This window comes from Streptomyces ardesiacus, from assembly GCF_003112575.1.
GTDB classification, from domain to species: Bacteria; Actinomycetota; Actinomycetes; order Streptomycetales; family Streptomycetaceae; genus Streptomyces; species Streptomyces ardesiacus.
The window spans coordinates 354,037-371,405 of record NZ_BEWC01000008.1 but is presented as its reverse complement, the minus strand read 5'-3'; the positions used below and the strand labels follow the sequence as shown (position 1 = coordinate 371,405).

The following is a 17,369-nucleotide window of genomic DNA, read 5'->3' as shown; positions in this document are numbered from 1 at the left end:
GCGTCCCGGCCCCTGCCCGCCCGGGGCCCCCGGGCCCCTGCCCACCCGGGCCCCCGCCGGACGGCCCCTTGCCGCGTCCCCGCCCGACACCTAGCCTGCGTTTGTGCCGCAAATAAACAAAGCCCGATCGCACAGCGCCGTGCCGGGCACCCGCGACGACCTCACCCGTCTCCGCATCGCCCTGACCGCCTTCTTCGCCCTCGACGGCTTCGTCTTCGCCGGCTGGGTGGTCCGCATCCCCGCCATCAAGGAGCAGACCGGCGCCTCCACCAGCGCCCTGGGACTCGCCCTGCTCGGCGTCTCGGCGGGCGCCGTCGTCACCATGACCCTGACCGGACGGCTCGTCCGCCGCTACGGCAGCCACCCCGTCACCGTCGCCTGCGCGGTCCTGCTCTGCCTCGGCGTCGCCCTGCCCCCGCTCACCCACTCGGCGCTCGCCCTCGGTGCCGTACTGCTGGTCTTCGGCAGCGCGTACGGCGGGATCAACGTCGCCTTCAACAGCGCCGCCGTCGATCTGGTGGCCGTACTGGGGCGCCCGATCATGCCCAGCTTCCACGCGGCGTTCAGCCTCGGCGGCATGGTCGGCGCGGGGCTCGGCGGCCTGGTCGCCGGGTCGCTGTCGCCGACGCGACACCTGCTCGCCCTCACCGTGACCGGCCTCCTGGTCACGCTGTTCGCGGGCCGTGCCCTGCTGCGCTGCGAACCCGCCGCGCCGACGGAGCGCACGCCCGAGCAGGACGGCACCCCGCCCCGGCGGGACCGTCGTACCCGTCGCCTCGTCGTCACCTTCGGCCTGATCGCCCTGTGCACGGCGTACGGCGAGGGCGCGATGGCCGACTGGGGCGCCCTGCACCTGGAACAGGACCTCGACGCCTCCCCGGGTCTGGCGGCGGCCGGCTACTCGTGCTTCGCGCTCGCCATGACCGTCGGCCGGCTGACCGGGACGACGCTGCTGGAACGCCTGGGCCGCACCGCCACGGTGGTGGCCGGCGGCACCACCGCGGTGGCCGGGATGCTGCTCGGCTCGCTCACCCCTTCCGTGGGGGTGGCGCTGTTCGGCTTCGCGATCACCGGCCTCGGGCTCGCCAACATCTTCCCGGTCGCCGTCGAGCGGGCCGGCGCGCTCGGTGGCCCCGGCGGTGTCGCGACCGCGTCCACCCTGGGCTACGGCGGCATGCTGCTCGGTCCGCCCGCGATCGGTTTCATGGCCGACTGGCTGTCCCTGTCCGCCGCCCTCACGAGCGTGGCCGCCCTCGCGGCGGTGGCGGTGCTGATCGCGGTCGCGACGCGGCGCGCGGCGGTTCCCGGCTGAGCCGTGCCACCTCCCTCGAGAGGTGCCGGGGGCTGCCGTGGAGTCCGCTCCATGCGGCACACTCCCTGCCATGAAGACCGCCGCGTACGTCGAGATCCTGGACCGTGAAGGTGTGTTGCTGGCCGAGGCCGCCGAGGCGGCGGGCGGTGACGCCGAGGTGCCGGCCTGTCCCGGCTGGCGGGTGCGGGACCTGCTGCGGCACACGGGGACGGTGCACCGCTGGGCGACGGCGTTCGTCGCCCAGGGGCACACCGCCCCCCGGCCCGCCGACGACCCGCCCGGACTCGACGGCGCCCCGCTCCTGACCTGGTTCCGGGAGGGGCACGGGCGGCTCGTCGACGCCCTCGCGGACGCCGCGCCCGACGTACGGTGCTGGCACTTCCTGCCCGCGCCGTCACCGCTGGCCTTCTGGGCCCGGCGGCAGGCCCACGAGACGACCGTGCACCGGATCGACGCCGAGTCGGCCCGCGGCGGTGAACCCACCGGTGTCGGCGCGGAGTTCGCGGTGGACGGCATCGACGAGCTGCTGTGCGCCTTCCACGCCCGTCCGAAGAGCGCCGTACGCACCGAGGAGCCCCGTACCCTGCGGGTCCGGGCGACGGACGCGCCGGACGCCGTGTGGACCGTACGGCTGTCCACGCAGCCGCCGGTGACCGTGCGGGAGGACACCGGGGACGCCGACTGCGAACTGTCCGGCGCCGCCGCACGGCTCTACCCGGCGCTGTGGAACCGCCTGCCGTTCCCGGAGGTGACCGGCGACGGCGCGCTCGCCGCGTTGTGGCGCGAGCGGTCGGGCGTCACCTGGAAGTGAGCCGGGCGGCGTCGCCGTCCAGCATCCGGTGCAGCACCGCCCGCTGCACCGGCAGCGCCTCGCCGTGCCGGGCGCGCCCCTCGGGGGTGAGCACCACGCGCACGCCCCGCCGGTCCTCGGGGCACATGGAGCGCTCGACGAGGCCGTCCTTCTCCAGCCGGGCCACCAGCCGCGACAACGCGCTCTGGGTGAGGTGGACCCGTTCGGAGATCTCCTGGACCCGGTATCCGCAGGAGCCGGGGCCGTCCTCGTCCCGGGCCCCGGCCAGGACGTCCAGGACCTCGAAGTCGCTTCCGCACAGGCCGTGTCCGTGCAGCGCGCGGTCGAGTTCGCACTGGACGCGGGCGTGGAGGACCAGGAGCGAGCGCCACCGGGTCACGAGCGCCTGTTCGGCCTTCTTCGCCGCCATCCGCGCACCGTAGCAGAGCGCGCCGCGGCGGTCACCGCGCTGCCTGATTCCGCCCCGTTCTGGGAGACTTGGCGCCATGGAGACCTACGGGGGACGGCGCACGCAGGGCGAACGGGACGCCATCACGGTGGAGATCGGCTACGCCCTGTGCAGCGCGGCGTTCGCGGCCGCCGTGCTGTTCGGCGCGGTGGCGGGGCCGGTGTACGTCTTCGCTCTGACGGGCGTGGTGCGCGACGCGCTCGTCGGGGCCGGTGCGGTGCTCGCCGTGGTGGTGTTCGCCGTACGGGTGGTGGGCGTGCTGCTCCGGTTCACGCGCGCCGCTCAGCCCAGCCAGCCCGGCCGCACCAGCCCCGACTCGTAGGCGAGGACGACCAGTTGGGCGCGGTCGCGGGCGCCCAGCTTCACCATGGTGCGGCTGACGTGGGTCTTGGCGGTCAGCGGGCTGACGACCAGCCTGCGGGCGATCTCCTCGTTGGACAGTCCGATGCCGACCAGGGCCATCACCTCGCGCTCCCGCTCGGTCAGCCGGTCCAGCCCGCCGGCCGCCGCGGGTTCCTTGGAGCGCGCCGCGAACTCGGCGATGAGTCGGCGCGTCACCCCGGGTGACAGGAGCGCGTCGCCGTTCACCACCGCCCGTACGGCGCGCAGGAGTTCCTCGGGTTCGGTGTCCTTGACCAGGAAGCCGGAGGCACCGGAGCGGATCGCCTCGAAGACGTACTCGTCGAGTTCGAAGGTGGTGAGCATGACCACCCTGACGTCGGTCAGCCCCGGGTCGCCGGTGATGCGGCGGGTCGCGGCGAGGCCGTCCAGCAGGGGCATGCGGATGTCCATGAGGACGACGTCGGGGCGCAGGGCGCGGATCGAGCGCACCGCCTCCTCGCCGTCGGCGGCCTCCGCGACCACCTCGATGTCCGCCTGCGCGTCCAGCAGCGCCCGGAAACCGGCCCGTACCAGCGACTGGTCGTCGGCGAGCAGTACCCGGATCACCGGTCGTCCTCCTTCGCGTGCGTCCTCGGCCCGGCATCGATCGGCAGGGCCGCGAGCACCCGGAAACCGCCGTCGGGGCGCGGGCCCGCCTCGATGGTGCCACCGAGGGCCGCCGCGCGCTCCCGCATCCCGGCCAGTCCGTTGCCGCTGCCGCCCGCCTCGGCGCCCGTCGCCGGTCCGTCGTCGTCAATGCACAGCCGCAGCGTGCCCCGGTCCGCGTCGATGCGGACCCGGGCGGACCGGGACCCCGAGTGCCGTACGACGTTGGTGAGCGCCTCCTGCACGATGCGGAACGCGGCCAGGCCGGCGCCGGGCGGCAGGCGCGGCGGGTCGCCCGCCACCTCGACGGTGAGGCCCGCGCTCGCCGCCTGCTCGACCAGTTCGGGGAGCCGGTCGAGGCCGGGGGCCGGGGCGCGCGGCGCGTCCCCGGGGGTGCGCAGGGTGCCGAGCACCTGCCGGACCTCGCCGAGCGCCTCCTTGCTCTGGTCCTTGATGGTGGTGAGCGCGGTGCGGGCCTGTTCCGGGTCGGTGTCCAGGAGGGCCAGTCCGACGCCGGCCTGGACGTTGATGACGGAGATGCTGTGCGCGAGGACGTCGTGCAGTTCGCGGGCGATCCGCAGCCGCTCCTCGTCCGCGCGCCGGCGTGCCGCCTGGGCCCGTTCGGCCCGCTCCCGCGCCCACTGCTCGCGGCGGGCCCGGGCCAGCTCCGACAGGGCGGCGACCGCCACGACCCAGGCGGCGATCGCGAGTTCCTGGCCCCAGGACGCGGCCGAGTCCCCGGACGGCGGCAGCCACCGGTAGAGCCAGTGCGCCACCAGGGCGTGCCCGGCCCACAGGCACCCCATCGCCGTCCACGCGGCCCCGCGGTGCCCGGAGACGACGGCGCTGAAGCAGGCCACCGCCACGGCCGCGAACACGGGGCCGTACGGGTAACCGGCGGCCAGGTAGACCAGGGTGGCGCCCGCGGTGCCGCACACGACCGGGACCGGGTACCGCTGCCGCCACAGCAGGGCGGCGCCCGTCACCAGCAGCAGCGCGTGCCCGAAGGGGCCCAGGCCGGACCGCTCGCCCGCCTGGGCGTGGGCGGCGAAGTGCGAACCGAACAGCATGACCGCCGTGACGAGCACGGTGGAGCGCCAGGGCCACCGGGGGCGGCGCTCCTCGTCGTCCGGCCGGTCCCACCACGCGGGCCCGTGCCGCCGCCACCGCGGTGCCCGGCCCCCGGGCTCGTGCTGTCCGTCCATGCCCGCCACGCTAGACGCCGGGCAGGTCGGGCGGCGTCACCCGCGCGTGGTGGTCACACGTACTCCCCCCGACGTACGCCCCGCGCGGGCCGACGCCGTGGGCGCGGGACGGGGAGGCGCCGCCGACGGCGCGAGCCCGTCGGTCAGGTGCCGGTCGCCTCCCCGGCGGACGGCTCGGAGGGCTCGGACTCCTTGGCCGGTGCGGACGACGCCGACGCGTCGGACGGCGCGGCCGGCTCGGGCCGCCGGTCCATCGCCGACAGTGCCCGCTGCGCCAGCGGGTGGTTGCGCACCAGCTCGCCCAGCGAGGTCGAGCCCTGGGTGATGTCCTTGAACGCCTTCCACGCCGGGCGGAAGCCGGTCAGGGCCGCGTGGAAGAGGCCGGGGCGGCGCTCGAACACCGCCAGCATGCGCTTGCCGACGCTCATCTCCACGCCGAGACCGGCCTTGACCGCGAACGCGTAGTTCAGGGCCTGCTTGCGGGCGTCCACGGCGTCGTGCGCCTCGGAGATGCGCACCGCCCACTCCCCCGCGAGCCGGCCCGAGCGCAGCGCGAAGGAGATGCCCTCGCGGGTCCACGGCTCCAGCAGTCCGGCCGCGTCCCCGCACACCAGGACCCGGCCGCGCGAGAGCGGCGAGTCGTCCGCACGGCAGCGCGTCAGGTGGCCGGAGGAGACGCTCGGTTCGAATCCGGCCAGCCCGAGCCGGGCGACGAAGTCCTCCAGGTACCGCTTGGTCGCGGCACCCTCGCCGCGCGCCGAGATCACGCCGACCGTCAGCGTGTCCCCCTTGGGGAAGACCCAGCCGTAACTGCCGGGGATCGGGCCCCAGTCGATGAGCACCCGGCCCTTCCAGTCCTCGGCGACCGTCTCGGGCACCGGGATCTCCGCCTCCAGGCCGAGGTCGACCTGGTCCAGTTTCACTCCGACGTGCGCGCCTATCCGGCTGGCGCTGCCGTCCGCGCCGACGACGGCCCTGGCCAGGACCGTCTCCCCGCCCTGGAGGACGACGGCGACCGTGCGCCGGTCCGGCACCGCCGACCCGTGCTGCTCCACCCGGGTCACCGTCGCCCCGGTGCGCAGCTCGGCGCCCGCCTTCTGGGCGTGCTCGACGAGCTGCAGGTCGAACTCGGGCCGGTTGATCAGTCCGAACAGCATCTGCCGGGAGCGCCGGGTCCGGGTGAAGCGGCCGTTGTTCGAGAAGGTCACCGCGTGCACACGGTCCTGGAAGGGCAGCTCGAAGCCGGGCGGGAGGCTGTCGCGCGAGGGGCCGATGATGCCGCCGCCGCACGTTTTGTAGCGGGGCAGCTCGGCCTTCTCCAGCAACAGGACGCGCCGCCCCGCGACCGCCGCCGCGTAGGCGGCCGAGGCCCCCGCCGGTCCCGCGCCCACCACGACCACGTCCCAGACCTGACGCGCGTCGTCCGCCGAAGAGTTCTCGCTGCTCACGATGGTCTACTGCTCCGATCAAACCGCATGCCGCACCTGACCCCCGCATCCTACGGCGGGCATCGCCGCAGGCCACTGTGGGAGGATCGGCCCGTCATTCCTGTCATTCCAAGTACTCCTTGGTACAACGTCGCACCCACAAGGAGCGTGCCCATGTCGTCGAATCCGGTCGCCGAGACCGTCGCGTCGCTGATGCCCCGCGCGAAGGAGGAACTCGCCGCGCTGGTGGCCTTCAAGTCGGTGGCCGACTTCGACCAGTTCCCGCGCAGCGAGAGCGAGGGCGCCGCCGAGTGGATAGCGACGGCCCTGCGCACCGAGGGCTTCCAGGACGTCGCCCTGCTCGACACCCCGGACGGCACCCAGTCGGTGTACGGGTACCTGCCCGGCCCCGAGGGCGCCAAGACGGTGCTGCTCTACGCCCACTACGACGTGCAGCCGCCGCTGGACGAGACCGGCTGGGTCACTCCGCCGTTCGAGCTGACCGAGCGCGACGGCCGCTGGTACGGGCGCGGCGCCGCGGACTGCAAGGGCGGCGTGCTGATGCACCTGCTGGCCCTGCGCGCGCTGAAGGCGAACGGCGGCGTGCCGGTGCACGTCAAGGTGATCGCCGAGGGTTCGGAGGAGCAGGGCACGGGCGGTCTGGAGCGGTACGCCGAGGCGCACCCGGAGCTGCTGGCCGCCGACACGATCGTCATCGGCGACGCGGGCAACTTCCGGGTCGGTCTGCCGACGGTCACCTCCACGCTGCGCGGCATGACGCTGCTGCGCGTGAAGGTCGACACGCTCGAAGGCAACCTGCACTCCGGCCAGTTCGGCGGTGCGGCGCCCGACGCGCTCGCCGCCCTGATCCGCGTCCTGGACTCGCTGCGTGCCGAGGACGGCTCGACGACCGTCGACGGCCTGGCGACGGACAGCACGTGGGAGGGCCTCGCCTACGACGAGGAGCAGTTCCGCCGGGACGCGCGCGTGCTGGACGGCGTGGAGCTGATCGGCTCCGGTTCGGTCGCCGACCGCATCTGGGCGCGGCCGGCCGTCACCGTGCTGGGCATCGACTGCCCGCCGGTCGTCGGCGCCACCCCGTCGGTGCAGGCGGGCGCGCGGGCGCTGGTGAGCCTCAGGGTGCCGCCGGGCGTGGACGCCGCCGAGGCCACCAAGCTGCTCCGGGCCCACCTGGAGACGCGGACGCCGTGGGGCGCGCGGGTCTCCGTGGAGCAGATCGGCCAGGGCCAGCCGTTCCGCGCCGACACCACCAGCCCGGCCTACCAGGCCATGGCGGACGCGATGGCGGTGGCGTACCCCGGCGAGGAGATGCAGTACGCCGGGCAGGGCGGCTCCATCCCGCTGTGCAACACCCTGGCGGCCCTGTACCCGCAGGCGGAGATCCTGCTGATCGGCCTGAGCGAGCCCGAGGCGCAGATCCACGCCGTGAACGAGAGCGTCTCCCCCGAGGAACTGGAGCGGCTGTCGGTGGCCGAGGCGCACTTCCTGCTCAACTACGCGGCGGGCTGAGCCGGTCCTCGCCGGGCCCTGCCGCGGACGGCGGGGCCCGTCACCGGGCCGGGGTCCCTCAGCCGACCGGGGTGCCCGCCTCCAGGTAGTGGGCGGCGCCGCGCTCGCGGGCCCGCAGCGCCCAGCGCAGCCGTGCGTAGCGGACCGGGGGCAGCAGGGCGGCGGCCTCGTCCTCGGTGGCGAAGCGCCAGGCGCGCAGTTCGGCGCCGGGCAGCAGGACCCGCCCGGCGTCCGTGGAGTCGAGCCGCCCGCCGTCGAAGAGCAGCCGCAGACCGCCGTGGGCGGGGGGCACGGGTGGTTCCCAGTCGACGACGAGCAGGGCCGGTACGTCCCGCAGGCGCAGGCCCGTCTCTTCGGCGACCTCGCGCATGCCGGCGCGGGCGGGGGCCTCGCCGGGTTCGACGACGCCGCCGGGGAACTCCCAGCCGGGTTTGTAGGTGGGGTCGACGAGCAGCACCCGGTCCCGGTCGTCGAAGAGCAGGACGCCGGCGGCGACGGTCTCGCCGGTGGGCTCCGGGGTCTGCACGATCTCGCAGGCCGGCACGGCACCCGTGCCGACGGCCTCGGCGACCCGGACGGCGGCCTCGTACGGGGTGAGGGCGCCGGTGTCGACGGGGTGGGCGTCGGCGGTGAGCCAGGAGGCGAGGGCCGCGCGGTAGGGCTCGATGTGGTCGTAGGACCACTGCCGCACCCGTATCTCGCCGTCGGGCAGGCCCCCCGGTGTCTCACGGCTCGCCATGCGCTCCCGCAGGATCGTTTCGGCCGGGGCCAGCAGGACATGGCGGACCTCGATGCGACGGGCGGCGAGACCGCCGAAGATCTCGTCCCGGTACTCCTGGCGCAGCAGGGTCATCGGGACCACGAGCGTCCCGCCGAGGTCGGCGAGGAGCGCGGCGGCCGTGTCGACGACCAGCCGGCGCCAGATCGGCAGGTCCTGGAAGTCGCCCACCTCGGCCAGGCGTTTGGGTGGCAGCAGGTGCGCGAGCGTCCCGCCGACGACCTCGGGGTCGAAGAGTGTGCTGTTCGGGATCAGTTCGATCAGCTCCCGTGCGGTGGTGGTCTTCCCCGCACCGAACGCGCCGTTGATCCAGACGACGGTCACAGGTCCCCCTCTTCCGTTGGCCCCCTGTGGCTTGCCCGCTTCACCCTGCCACGGAAACCAGACCACGTTGAGGGCGTCGAAAGGGCATATGACAGCGGCGCCGGCGCCCCCGTGGGGCACCGGCGCCGTGCGGTCCGGGGGCCGGGCGTTCCGACCCGGCCGGGGGTCAGCCCAGCGGTCCCAGGGTGTCGCCGTCGAGGGCCAGGCTGTCGGTGGCGACGGTGTCCTGCACGGTGCTGACGGTGTCGTCCACGTCGAGATGGAGCGGGAGGTCGGCGGGGGCTGCGTGGGACGGGCTGACGGCCGCGACGACGAAGCCGGTGGCCAGGGACGCGAGGGCGAGCATGCTGCGCTTCTTCATGCCCCGTTCAACTGCGTCCGGCGCGCCGGGGTCACGGGCGGGGCGGCGGAAGCCTCCGAAGAGGCTGCCCCGCACCGGCCGCACCGGCCGCACCGGGACTCGGCCGGCCACGGCCGCGGCACGGCCGTACGCGGACGTGCGCGCCGACCCCGCCCACCGTCGTCGGACGTGCGCGCCGACCCCGCCCACCGTCGTCGGACGTGCGCGCGCCGACCCCCCGTGTCGCCGTAACGCGGACGGGTACGGCGCCCGGACACCGCGGTCCGCCTCGCCGTGCGCGCACCTCCCCCGTGTCCGCCGCACCCGGACCTGCGCGGCGCCCCCTCGCCCGCCCCCGTATGGGACATGCGCGCGCCGACCCCCTGCCCATCGCGCTCGGACCCGCGCAGCCCCCTGCCCATCGCGCTCGGACCCGCGCAGCCCCCGTGCCCATCGCACCCGGACCCGCGCGGCACCCCTCCCGCCGTGCTCGGACCTGCCCGGCGTTCCCTCCCGCCGCGCTCAGACGCGCGCCGCCGTCGCGCCCTCCCTGCGGGACAGGGCCGCCGCGGCCGCGCCCACCAGTCCGGCGTCCGTCCCCATCTGGGCGGGGACGACCACCAGCCGCTGGACGAAGGACAGCGTCGCGTAGTCGGTGAGCGCCTTGCGCAGCGGGGCGAAGAGGACCTCCCCCGCCTTCCCCACTCCCCCGCCGACCACGGCGATGTCGATCTCGACGAGGGTCGCGGTGGCCGCGATCCCGGCGGCCAGCGCCTGCGCGGCCCGTTCGAAGGAGGCGACGGCGACCGGGTCGCCCCGACGGGCGGCGGCGGCGACCGCGGCGGCCGAGACGTCGCCGTCCGGGCCGGGCAGCCAGCCGGCGTCGAGGGCACGGCGGGCGATGTGGGGGCCGCTCGCTATGCGCTCCACGCAGCCGCGCGCGCCGCAGGGGCAGGGGTCGCCGTCCAGGTCGACGCTGATGTGGCCGATGTGGCCGGCGTTGCCGGTCGGGCCGGGATGCAGCCGGCCGCCCAGCACCAGACCTCCGCCGACGCCGGTCGACACCACCATGCACAGCGCGTTGTCGTGCCCGCGGGCGGCACCCTGCCAGTGCTCGGCGGCCGTGATGGCCACCCCGTCGCCGATCAGTTCCACGGGCAGGCCGCCGACCGCGTCCCGGACCCTGCGGACCAGCGGATAGTCGCGCCAGCCGGGCACGTTCACCGGGCTGACGGTGCCGGCCGAGGCGTCCACCGGGCCCGCGCTGCCGATGCCGACGGCCGTGACCCCGCTCCACAGGGGCGACGCGGTCAGTTCGGCGAGGACGGCCTCGACGGCCCCCATCACGGTGTCACCGTCCTCGCGGGCGGGTGTCGCACGCTGTGCGCGGGCCTGGATGCGGCCGTGGCCGTCCACCAGCGCCCCGGCGATCTTGGTGCCGCCGATGTCCAGCGCTGCCACGAGGTCGGTGTGCATCAGAGTCGGATCTCCCCGTCGGACCGAAAGCGAAAACCTGCGCATGCCGTCATAGCCGTACATGCCGTACACGCGAGCACACGGCGACCGGCCCCTTGGTGGGGACGGGGGCCGGAGAGTGCGGTGGACAGTGTCTCCCGCATCTGACAACGTTGTCCAGGCTCTATGCTCGACGCCACATCCTCATACAAGCCCATGACCGACACATCCCCCCGGACAGCAGGAGCCGACGCTTTCCCGTGGACGACAGGACAGGACACCGCACCGTGCCCGACACGACCCGCCGCGCAGACCGCCTCACCGGGAACCGTTACGGCAACCGCCCGACCATGAAGGACGTCGCCGCCCGGGCCGGTGTCGGCCTCAAGACCGTCTCCCGGGTGGTCAACGGGGAGCCCGGCGTCACCCCGGAGACCGAGCGCCGGGTCCAGGAGGCCATCGACGCGCTCGGCTTCCGCCGCAACGACAGCGCGCGGGTCCTGCGCAAGGGCCGCACCGCGAGCATCGGCCTGGTCCTGGAGGATCTGGCCGACCCGTTCTACGGCCCGCTCAGCCGTGCCGTGGAGGAGGTGGCCCGCGCCCACGGCGCCCTGCTGATCAACGGGTCCAGCGCGGAGGACCCGGAGCGCGAGCAGGAGCTGGTCCTCGCGCTGTGCGCGCGGCGCGTGGACGGGCTGGTGGTGATCCCCGCCGGGGACGACCACCGCTATCTGGAGCCGGAGCTGAAGGCGGGCGTGGCCACGGTCTTCGTCGACCGTCCGGCGGGGCGGATCGACGCGGACGTGGTGGTCTGCGACAACTTCGGCGGCGCCCGCGACGGGGTCGCCCACCTCATCGCGCACGGGCACCGCAGGATCGGCTTCATCGGCGACATGCCCCGCATCCACACCGCCGCCGAGCGGCTGCGCGGCTACCGCGCCGCCATGGAGGACGCGGGCATACCGGTCGAGGACTCCTGGATGTCCCTGGGCGTCACCGACCCCGAGCGGGTGCGCCGGGCGGCCGAGGAGATGCTCGCCGACCCGCATCCGGTCACCGCGATCTTCACGGGCAACAACCGGGTGACGGTCACGGTGATCCGGGTCCTGGCCGAGCACACCCGGGGCGTGGCCCTGGTCGGCTTCGACGACATCGAGCTGGCCGACCTGCTCCGGCCGGGCGTCACCGTGGTCGCGCAGGACGCCGCCGCCCTCGGCCGCACCGCCGCCGAGCGGCTCTTCCGGCAGCTGGACGGCACCCTCCTGGCCCCCGACCGCATCGAACTGCCGACCAGGCTGATCACCCGGGGCTCGGGCGAACTGCCGCCGGCCGACTGAGCACCCGCGCGACACCGCCGGAGGGAACAACCGTGCCCCAACCACCGAGCGAGGGCGGCGCCCCCGCGGAACGGCCCGGCGAGGACCGGACGCTGCGCTCCCTCGGGCTGGACGGGGTGCCGCGCGAGGAACCGCTGCTGTATCCGGGCGCGTGGCCCCGAGAGTCCGCGCTGCTGGACGGGGACCGGCTGCTGCCGCTGGACCGGCCGGCGCGCGAGGCGTGGGAGCAGGAGGACGGCCGGGTCCCGGTGCTGGCGATCGGATCCAACGCGAGCCCGGCCCAGCTGCGGCACAAGATGGCCGAGTTCGGGATCGACTCGCCGGTCCCGATGGTCAGGTCGCGGGTCACGGGGCTGGACGTCGGCGTCTCCGCGCACGTGAGCCGCATGGGCTACGTGTCCGCCTCCCCGGTGGGCGCCCCCGGCACCGTGCGGGAGCTGTTCGTGCTGTGGCTCGACCCCGGGCAGCTCGCGGTGATCGACGCGAGCGAGGGCGTGCCGATGGCGGGCGGCAACTTCGACCGGGCGTGGCTGCCCGCGCCCGACGTGCGCGTCGAGCCCGGGGACGGGTCGGTGCTGCGCGGCACGTACGCGTACGTCAACCGCCACGGCGTCCTGCACGACGGCACCGGTGCGCCCCGCCGGCACCCGGGCGAGCAGCGGCCCCTCATCACCGAGCTGCTGGACGGTTCGGCCCGGCTGCGGGCGCTGTTCGGGGCGACGCCGGAGGAGTTCTGCGCGCGGGCGCGCGCCGACCGGCGGCTGTGCGACCGGGGGACCCGGCTTTTGGCGGAGGAGGGGCGGGTGACGGCGTCCGGCCTGGAGCGGTACGTGGGCCGCGGGCCGGACGGTTCCCGCACCCGGGGCCGGACGCCGTCGTGGGGACCTACTGCGCCGATGCCGTGAGGTCGCCGCGCCGCGGGCCCGAGAAGCCCTCCAGGTCGGCGCGGGTCAGGCCGGTCAGCCGGGCGACCTCGCCGATGTCGAGGGCGCCGCAGTCCAGGCCCCGCAGCAGGTAGCCGCTGAGCGCCTTGGCGGTGGCGGGCTCGTCCATGACGTCGCCGCCGGCGCGGTTGGCGTAGCGGGCGAGACGGGCGGCGGCCTGCTCGAACCCCTCGCGGTAGAAGGCGAAGACGGCCGCGTACCGGGTGGGGATGTGGCCGGGGTGCATGTCCCAGCCCTGGTAGTAGGCGCGGGCCAGGGCGCGGCGGGTGAGGCCGTAGTGCAGGCGCCAGGCGTCGTGGACCTGTGCGGTGGGACCGACCGGCAGGACGTTGGTGGAGCCGTCCGACACGCGAACGCCGGTCCCGGCGGCGGCGACCTGCATGACCGCCTTGGCGTGGTCGGCGGCCGGGTGGTCGCTGGCCTGGTGGGCGGCGGAGACGCCGAGGCAGGCGCTGTAGTCGAAGGTCCCGTAGTGCAGGCCGGTGGCGCGGCCCTCGGCGGCCTGGATCATCCGGGCGACGGTGGCGGTGCCGTCGGCGGCGAGGATGGACTGGCTGGTCTCGATCTGGATCTCGAAGCCGATCCGGCCGGGAGTCAGGCCGCGGGCCTTCTCGAAGGCCTCCAGGAGCCGCACCATGGCGGTGACCTGCTCGGGGTAGGTCACCTTCGGCAGCGTGAGCACGAGCCCGTCGGGCAGTCCGCCGGCCTCCATCAGACCGCTGAGGAAGACGTCGAGGGTCCGGATGCCCCGGGCGCGCACCGGGGCCTCCATGCACTTCATGCGGATGCCCATGCAGGGGGCCGCAGTGCCCTGTTCGTACGCCTCGGCGACCAGCCGGGCCGCGCGGGCGGCCGCCTCGTCCTCCTCGGCGTCCGTGCGGTTGCCGTAGCCGTCCTCGAAGTCGATGCGCAGGTCCTCGACCGGCTCGCGCTCCAGCTTGGCGCGTACGCGGGTGTACACGGGCTCGGCGAGGTCGTCGGCGAGGCCGAGGACGGCGGCGAAGGAGGCGGCGTCCGGGGCGTGTTCGTCGAGGGCGGCCAGCGCCCGGTCGCCCCAGGAGCGGATCGTGCCGACCGCGAAGACGTCGCCGGGGACGTAGACGGTGTGGACGGGCTGGCGGGTGCCCGGGTCTCCGGGGTAGCGGCGCTCCAGCTCCGCGTCGACCGGTGCGAGGGAGGCACTGATCTCCTCGCCGACGGCGCCCGCGAGGCTCGTTGCCACCTTCTCCTGCTGACCCATTCGACACCCTCCTGATGTTCATTTTTCCGCTGAACGGAATCACTTATCCGTAGAGTGAAGTTATCTGTCGGTCTCCCCCCGGTCAACACCATCCTGCGCAGACGCCGAGGCCCCCGCGACCACGTGCGGTCGCGGGGGCCTCGGCGAACGGTGCCGCCGGGAGGGTCAGCCCTTGCGGGACTTCACTTCCTCGGTGAGCTGGGGGACGACGTCGAAGAGGTCGCCGACGACGCCGTAGTCGACCAGCTCGAAGATCGGGGCCTCGGCGTCCTTGTTGATCGCCACGATGGTCTTCGAGGTCTGCATGCCCGCGCGGTGCTGGATCGCGCCGGAGATGCCGGAGGCGATGTAGAGCTGCGGCGAGACGGACTTGCCGGTCTGGCCCACCTGGTTGGTGTGCGGGTACCAGCCCGCGTCCACCGCGGCGCGCGAGGCACCGACGGCCGCGCCGAGGGAGTCGGCGAGCGCCTCGATGATCGCGAAGTTCTCCGCGCCGTTGACACCGCGGCCGCCGGAGACGACGATCGCGGCCTCGGTCAGCTCCGGGCGGCCGGTCGACTCGCGCGGCGTGCGCGAGGTGACCTTGGTACCGGTGGCGGCGGCGGAGAAGGTGACCGACAGGGCCTCGACGGCGCCGGCGGCCGGGGCGGCCTCGACGGCGGCCGAGTTCGGCTTGACCGTGATGACCGGGGTGCCCTTGGAGACGCGGGACTTGGTGGTGAAAGCGGCCGCGAACACCGACTGGGTGGCCACCGGCCCCTCGTCGCCGGCCTCCAGGTCGACGGCGTCCGTGATGATGCCCGAGCCCAGGCGCAGCGCCAGGCGGGCGGCGATCTCCTTGCCCTCGGTGGAGGAGGGGACCAGCACGGCGGCCGGGGAGACGGCGGTGACGGCGGCCTGAAGGGCGTCGACCTTCGGTACGACGAGGTAGTCGGCGTACTCGGCGGCCTCGTGGGTGAGGACCTTCACGGCGCCGTGCTCGGCGAGGGCGGCGGCGGTGTCACCGGCCCCGTTGCCCAGCGCGACGGCGACGGGCTCGCCGACGCGGCGGGCCAGCGTCAGCAGCTCCAGGGTCGGCTTGCGGACGGCACCGTCCACGTGGTCGACGTAGACGAGAACTTCAGCCATGGGACTTCTTCTCTCCTGCTTGCGAAAGATGAGGGGCGGTCAGCGGGGCGGGGCTCAGATGAACTTCTGGCCCGCCAGGAACTCGGCGAGCTGCTTGCCGCCCTCGCCCTCGTCCTTGACGATCGTGCCCGCGGTGCGCGCCGGGCGCTCGGCGGCCGACTCGACGACCGTGTAGGCGTTCTCCAGGCCGACCTCGTCCTCGTCGATGTCGAGGTCGGACAGGTCCCAGGACTCCACCGGCTTCTTCTTGGCCGCCATGATGCCCTTGAAGGACGGGTACCGGGCCTCGCCCGACTGGTCGGTGACCGACACGACCGCCGGCAGCGACGCCTCCAGCTGCTCCGTGGCCGAGTCGCCGTCGCGACGGCCCTTGACGACGCCGCCCTCGACCGAGACCTCGGACAGCAGCGTCACCTGCGGCACGCCCAGGCGCTCCGCGAGCAGCGCGGGGACGACGCCCATGGTGCCGTCGGTGGAGGCCATGCCGGAGACGACCAGGTCGTAGCCGGCCTTCTCGACGGCCTTGGCCAGCACCAGGGAGGTGCCGATGGCGTCGGTGCCGTGCAGGTCGTCGTCCTCGACGTGGATCGCCTTGTCGGCACCCATGGACAGCGCCTTGCGCAGGGCGTCCTTGGCGTCCTCGGGGCCCACCGTCAGGACGGTCACCTCGACGTCGTCGTCGGAATTCTCGGAGATCTGCAGCGCCTGCTCGACCGCGTACTCGTCCAGCTCGGAGAGCAGACCGTCCACGTCGTCCCGGTCGACGGTCAGGTCATCGGCGAAGTGCCGGTCGCCAGTGGCGTCGGGCACGTACTTCACAGTGACAACGATCCTCAAGCTCACGCCGGCTCTCCTACTGCGTCGACATTTCAGTGCTGCCTCTTGCAGGCAGCATAGGCGCCCCAAGCGGCCGATCCCGGTCGGGGCGACCTGCGCTCCGCCCGGAATATTACTCGTCAGTACACCCAGTTCTTTCCCGCTAAGCAAGCGCTTTGAACTGTGACCTTCGCAACGCAGCGTAACCGGAACCCGACGCCCTCGCAGAAGGTGTCCCGCCGACCGGTCAGTCGCGCAGACCCCGGTATCGCCCCTGGTGGTACAGGAGCGGCCGGCCGGTCCCCGCGGGGTCGCCGAGCAGGACCTCCGCCAGCACGATCCGGTGGTCCCCCGCGGGCACCCGGCCCACCACGCGGCACACGAGCCAGGCGAGCACCCCGTCCAGCACGGGCACGCCCTCGGGCCCCTCGCGCCAGGAGGTGGGAGCGGCGAAGCGGTCGGCGCCGCTGCGGGCGAAGGTGGCCGCCAGTTCCTCCTGGTGCTCGCCGAGCAGGTGGACGCCGACGTGTTCGGCCTCGGAGACCGCGGGCCAGCACGAGGAGCCGGTGCCGATGCCGAAGGAGAGCAGCGGAGGACGGGCGGAGACGGAGGTGAGGGACGTGGCCGTGAAGCCGGCCGGACCGCCGGGGCCCCGCGCGGTGATCACGGCGACGCCCGCCGCGTGCCGCCGGAAGACCGACCGGAGCAGGTCGTCGGCGGCGGGCCGCGGTGCGGCGAGGTCCGGGGTGACCGTCATGCGGGATGGTCCTTCTGCGTTGCGCCTGGGCCCCGGGACCCCGGAGCGGGGCAGGGGGGCGGGCTGACGACGGGTGGCACACACAGTCAATTACGTCCCGGGATCTCGAAGCTGTGGAGAAGACCTCAGCGCCGGCGTGGCGCTTGTCACACCGCCTCCCCCAGCGCGGCGATCACGTCCGCCGTGCGCGGCTGCCCGACGGCACGCCGTACGACACGGCCGTCGGCGTCCAGGACCAGCACCGTGGGCGTCTTGAGCACGTCGAGGGCGCGGACCAGTTCCAGGTGGCCCTCGGCGTCGATCTCGACGTGGGTGACACCGGGGACCATGCCGGCCACCTCGTCCAGCACCCGCCGGGTGGCCCGGCAGGGCGCGCAGAAGGCGCTGGAGAACTGCACGAGCGTGGCGCGGGCACCGAGTTCGGCACCCAGGTCGGCCGCGTCGAGCCGGGGGGAGCCGGCCGCGGGCCGCCTGCCGTCGTCGTCCTGCTGGCGCACCTGCGCGCTCCCGTTCCGCCGCCGCAGCGGCAC

18 protein-coding genes are annotated in these 17,369 nt (G+C 74.4%); 6 read left to right on the top strand and 12 right to left on the bottom strand.

The genetic code is table 11. The features are described from left to right. The first annotated feature begins 139 nt into the window (after positions 1 to 139). A complete protein-coding gene (locus Sdi02f_RS26690) occupies positions 140 to 1,312 on the top strand; it encodes an MFS transporter (protein WP_108934165.1) in 1,173 nt (390 codons plus the stop codon). Positions 1,313 to 1,382: 70 nt separating this feature from the next. Continuing rightward, positions 1,383 to 2,123, top strand: a complete 741-nt coding sequence (locus Sdi02f_RS26685; RefSeq protein WP_030398815.1) for a maleylpyruvate isomerase family mycothiol-dependent enzyme — start codon at positions 1,383 to 1,385, stop codon at positions 2,121 to 2,123. On the opposite strand, the gene Sdi02f_RS26680 is transcribed toward Sdi02f_RS26685, so the two are convergent. Further along, positions 2,110 to 2,532, bottom strand: a complete 423-nt coding sequence (locus Sdi02f_RS26680; RefSeq protein ID WP_037798138.1) for a MarR family winged helix-turn-helix transcriptional regulator — start codon at positions 2,530 to 2,532, stop codon at positions 2,110 to 2,112. The two genes, Sdi02f_RS26685 and Sdi02f_RS26680, sit on opposite strands and share 14 nt — an antisense overlap. 76 nt (positions 2,533 to 2,608) lie before the next feature. Here Sdi02f_RS26680 and Sdi02f_RS26675 point away from each other — a divergent pair, with 76 nt between their 5' ends. Further along, on the top strand, positions 2,609 to 2,893 hold the full coding sequence (locus Sdi02f_RS26675) for a DUF6332 family protein (protein ID WP_030398813.1): 285 nt from the start codon (positions 2,609 to 2,611) through the stop codon (positions 2,891 to 2,893). Here the strand turns inward: Sdi02f_RS26675 and Sdi02f_RS26670 are convergent. The 3 genes from Sdi02f_RS26670 to Sdi02f_RS26660 all read right to left on the bottom strand — a co-directional run bounded on the left by Sdi02f_RS26670 (position 2,854) and on the right by Sdi02f_RS26660 (position 6,211). Continuing rightward, positions 2,854 to 3,519, bottom strand: a complete 666-nt coding sequence (locus Sdi02f_RS26670; protein WP_030398812.1) for a response regulator — start codon at positions 3,517 to 3,519, stop codon at positions 2,854 to 2,856. The two genes, Sdi02f_RS26675 and Sdi02f_RS26670, sit on opposite strands and share 40 nt — an antisense overlap. Next, complete coding sequence (locus Sdi02f_RS26665) at positions 3,516 to 4,763, bottom strand: sensor histidine kinase (protein WP_107049410.1); 1,248 nt, start codon at positions 4,761 to 4,763, stop codon at positions 3,516 to 3,518. The genes Sdi02f_RS26670 and Sdi02f_RS26665 overlap by 4 nt, the downstream gene beginning before the upstream one ends. A 143-nt stretch (positions 4,764 to 4,906) precedes the next feature. Next, the gene (locus Sdi02f_RS26660) at positions 4,907 to 6,211 is read right to left on the bottom strand and encodes a geranylgeranyl reductase family protein (protein WP_030398810.1); all 1,305 of its coding nucleotides are present in this window, start codon (positions 6,209 to 6,211) and stop codon (positions 4,907 to 4,909) included. 153 nt (positions 6,212 to 6,364) lie between these two features. On the opposite strand from Sdi02f_RS26660, the gene Sdi02f_RS26655 reads away from it, so the two are divergent. Next, positions 6,365 to 7,720 (top strand): dipeptidase, encoded by a 1,356-nt coding sequence (locus tag Sdi02f_RS26655; protein ID WP_108934164.1) that lies wholly within the window; start codon positions 6,365 to 6,367, stop codon positions 7,718 to 7,720. 58 nt (positions 7,721 to 7,778) lie between these two features. Here the strand turns inward: Sdi02f_RS26655 and Sdi02f_RS26650 are convergent, their stop codons facing one another. The 3 genes from Sdi02f_RS26650 to Sdi02f_RS26640 all read right to left on the bottom strand — a co-directional run bounded on the left by Sdi02f_RS26650 (position 7,779) and on the right by Sdi02f_RS26640 (position 10,638). Continuing rightward, positions 7,779 to 8,822, bottom strand: coding sequence for an NUDIX hydrolase (locus Sdi02f_RS26650; protein WP_030398808.1), 1,044 nt, complete (start codon positions 8,820 to 8,822; stop codon positions 7,779 to 7,781). 166 nt (positions 8,823 to 8,988) lie between these two features. Further along, the gene (locus tag Sdi02f_RS26645) at positions 8,989 to 9,183 is read right to left on the bottom strand and encodes a hypothetical protein (RefSeq protein ID WP_030398807.1); all 195 of its coding nucleotides are present in this window, start codon (positions 9,181 to 9,183) and stop codon (positions 8,989 to 8,991) included. Between the two features lie 501 nt (positions 9,184 to 9,684). Continuing rightward, entirely contained in the window at positions 9,685 to 10,638 is a 954-nt protein-coding gene (locus Sdi02f_RS26640; protein ID WP_030398806.1) for an ROK family protein, read from the bottom strand. Positions 10,639 to 10,877: 239 nt separating this feature from the next. Here Sdi02f_RS26640 and Sdi02f_RS26635 point away from each other — a divergent pair, with 239 nt between their 5' ends. Both Sdi02f_RS26635 and Sdi02f_RS26630 read left to right on the top strand, forming a co-directional pair. Continuing rightward, complete coding sequence (locus Sdi02f_RS26635) at positions 10,878 to 11,954, top strand: LacI family DNA-binding transcriptional regulator (RefSeq protein ID WP_053639856.1); 1,077 nt, start codon at positions 10,878 to 10,880, stop codon at positions 11,952 to 11,954. A 32-nt stretch (positions 11,955 to 11,986) separates the two neighbouring features. Further along, positions 11,987 to 12,859 (top strand): hypothetical protein, encoded by an 873-nt coding sequence (locus Sdi02f_RS26630; protein WP_108934163.1) that lies wholly within the window; start codon positions 11,987 to 11,989, stop codon positions 12,857 to 12,859. Here Sdi02f_RS26630 and Sdi02f_RS26625 read toward each other — a convergent pair. From Sdi02f_RS26625 to Sdi02f_RS26605, 5 genes are all read right to left on the bottom strand, one after another. Then, complete coding sequence (locus tag Sdi02f_RS26625) at positions 12,840 to 14,138, bottom strand: DUF6986 family protein (protein WP_108934162.1); 1,299 nt, start codon at positions 14,136 to 14,138, stop codon at positions 12,840 to 12,842. The two genes, Sdi02f_RS26630 and Sdi02f_RS26625, sit on opposite strands and share 20 nt — an antisense overlap. A 165-nt stretch (positions 14,139 to 14,303) precedes the next feature. Beyond that, complete coding sequence (locus Sdi02f_RS26620) at positions 14,304 to 15,266, bottom strand: electron transfer flavoprotein subunit alpha/FixB family protein (protein ID WP_031081145.1); 963 nt, start codon at positions 15,264 to 15,266, stop codon at positions 14,304 to 14,306. A gap of 54 nt (positions 15,267 to 15,320) precedes the next feature. Then, entirely contained in the window at positions 15,321 to 16,109 is a 789-nt protein-coding gene (locus Sdi02f_RS26615; RefSeq protein WP_030398801.1) for an electron transfer flavoprotein subunit beta/FixA family protein, read from the bottom strand. 220 nt (positions 16,110 to 16,329) lie between these two features. Beyond that, a complete protein-coding gene (locus tag Sdi02f_RS26610; RefSeq protein WP_030398800.1) occupies positions 16,330 to 16,839 on the bottom strand; it encodes a flavin reductase family protein in 510 nt (169 codons plus the stop codon). A 146-nt stretch (positions 16,840 to 16,985) separates the two neighbouring features. After that, on the bottom strand, positions 16,986 to 17,369 hold the full coding sequence (locus tag Sdi02f_RS26605) for a thioredoxin family protein (RefSeq protein ID WP_107088275.1): 384 nt from the start codon (positions 17,367 to 17,369) through the stop codon (positions 16,986 to 16,988).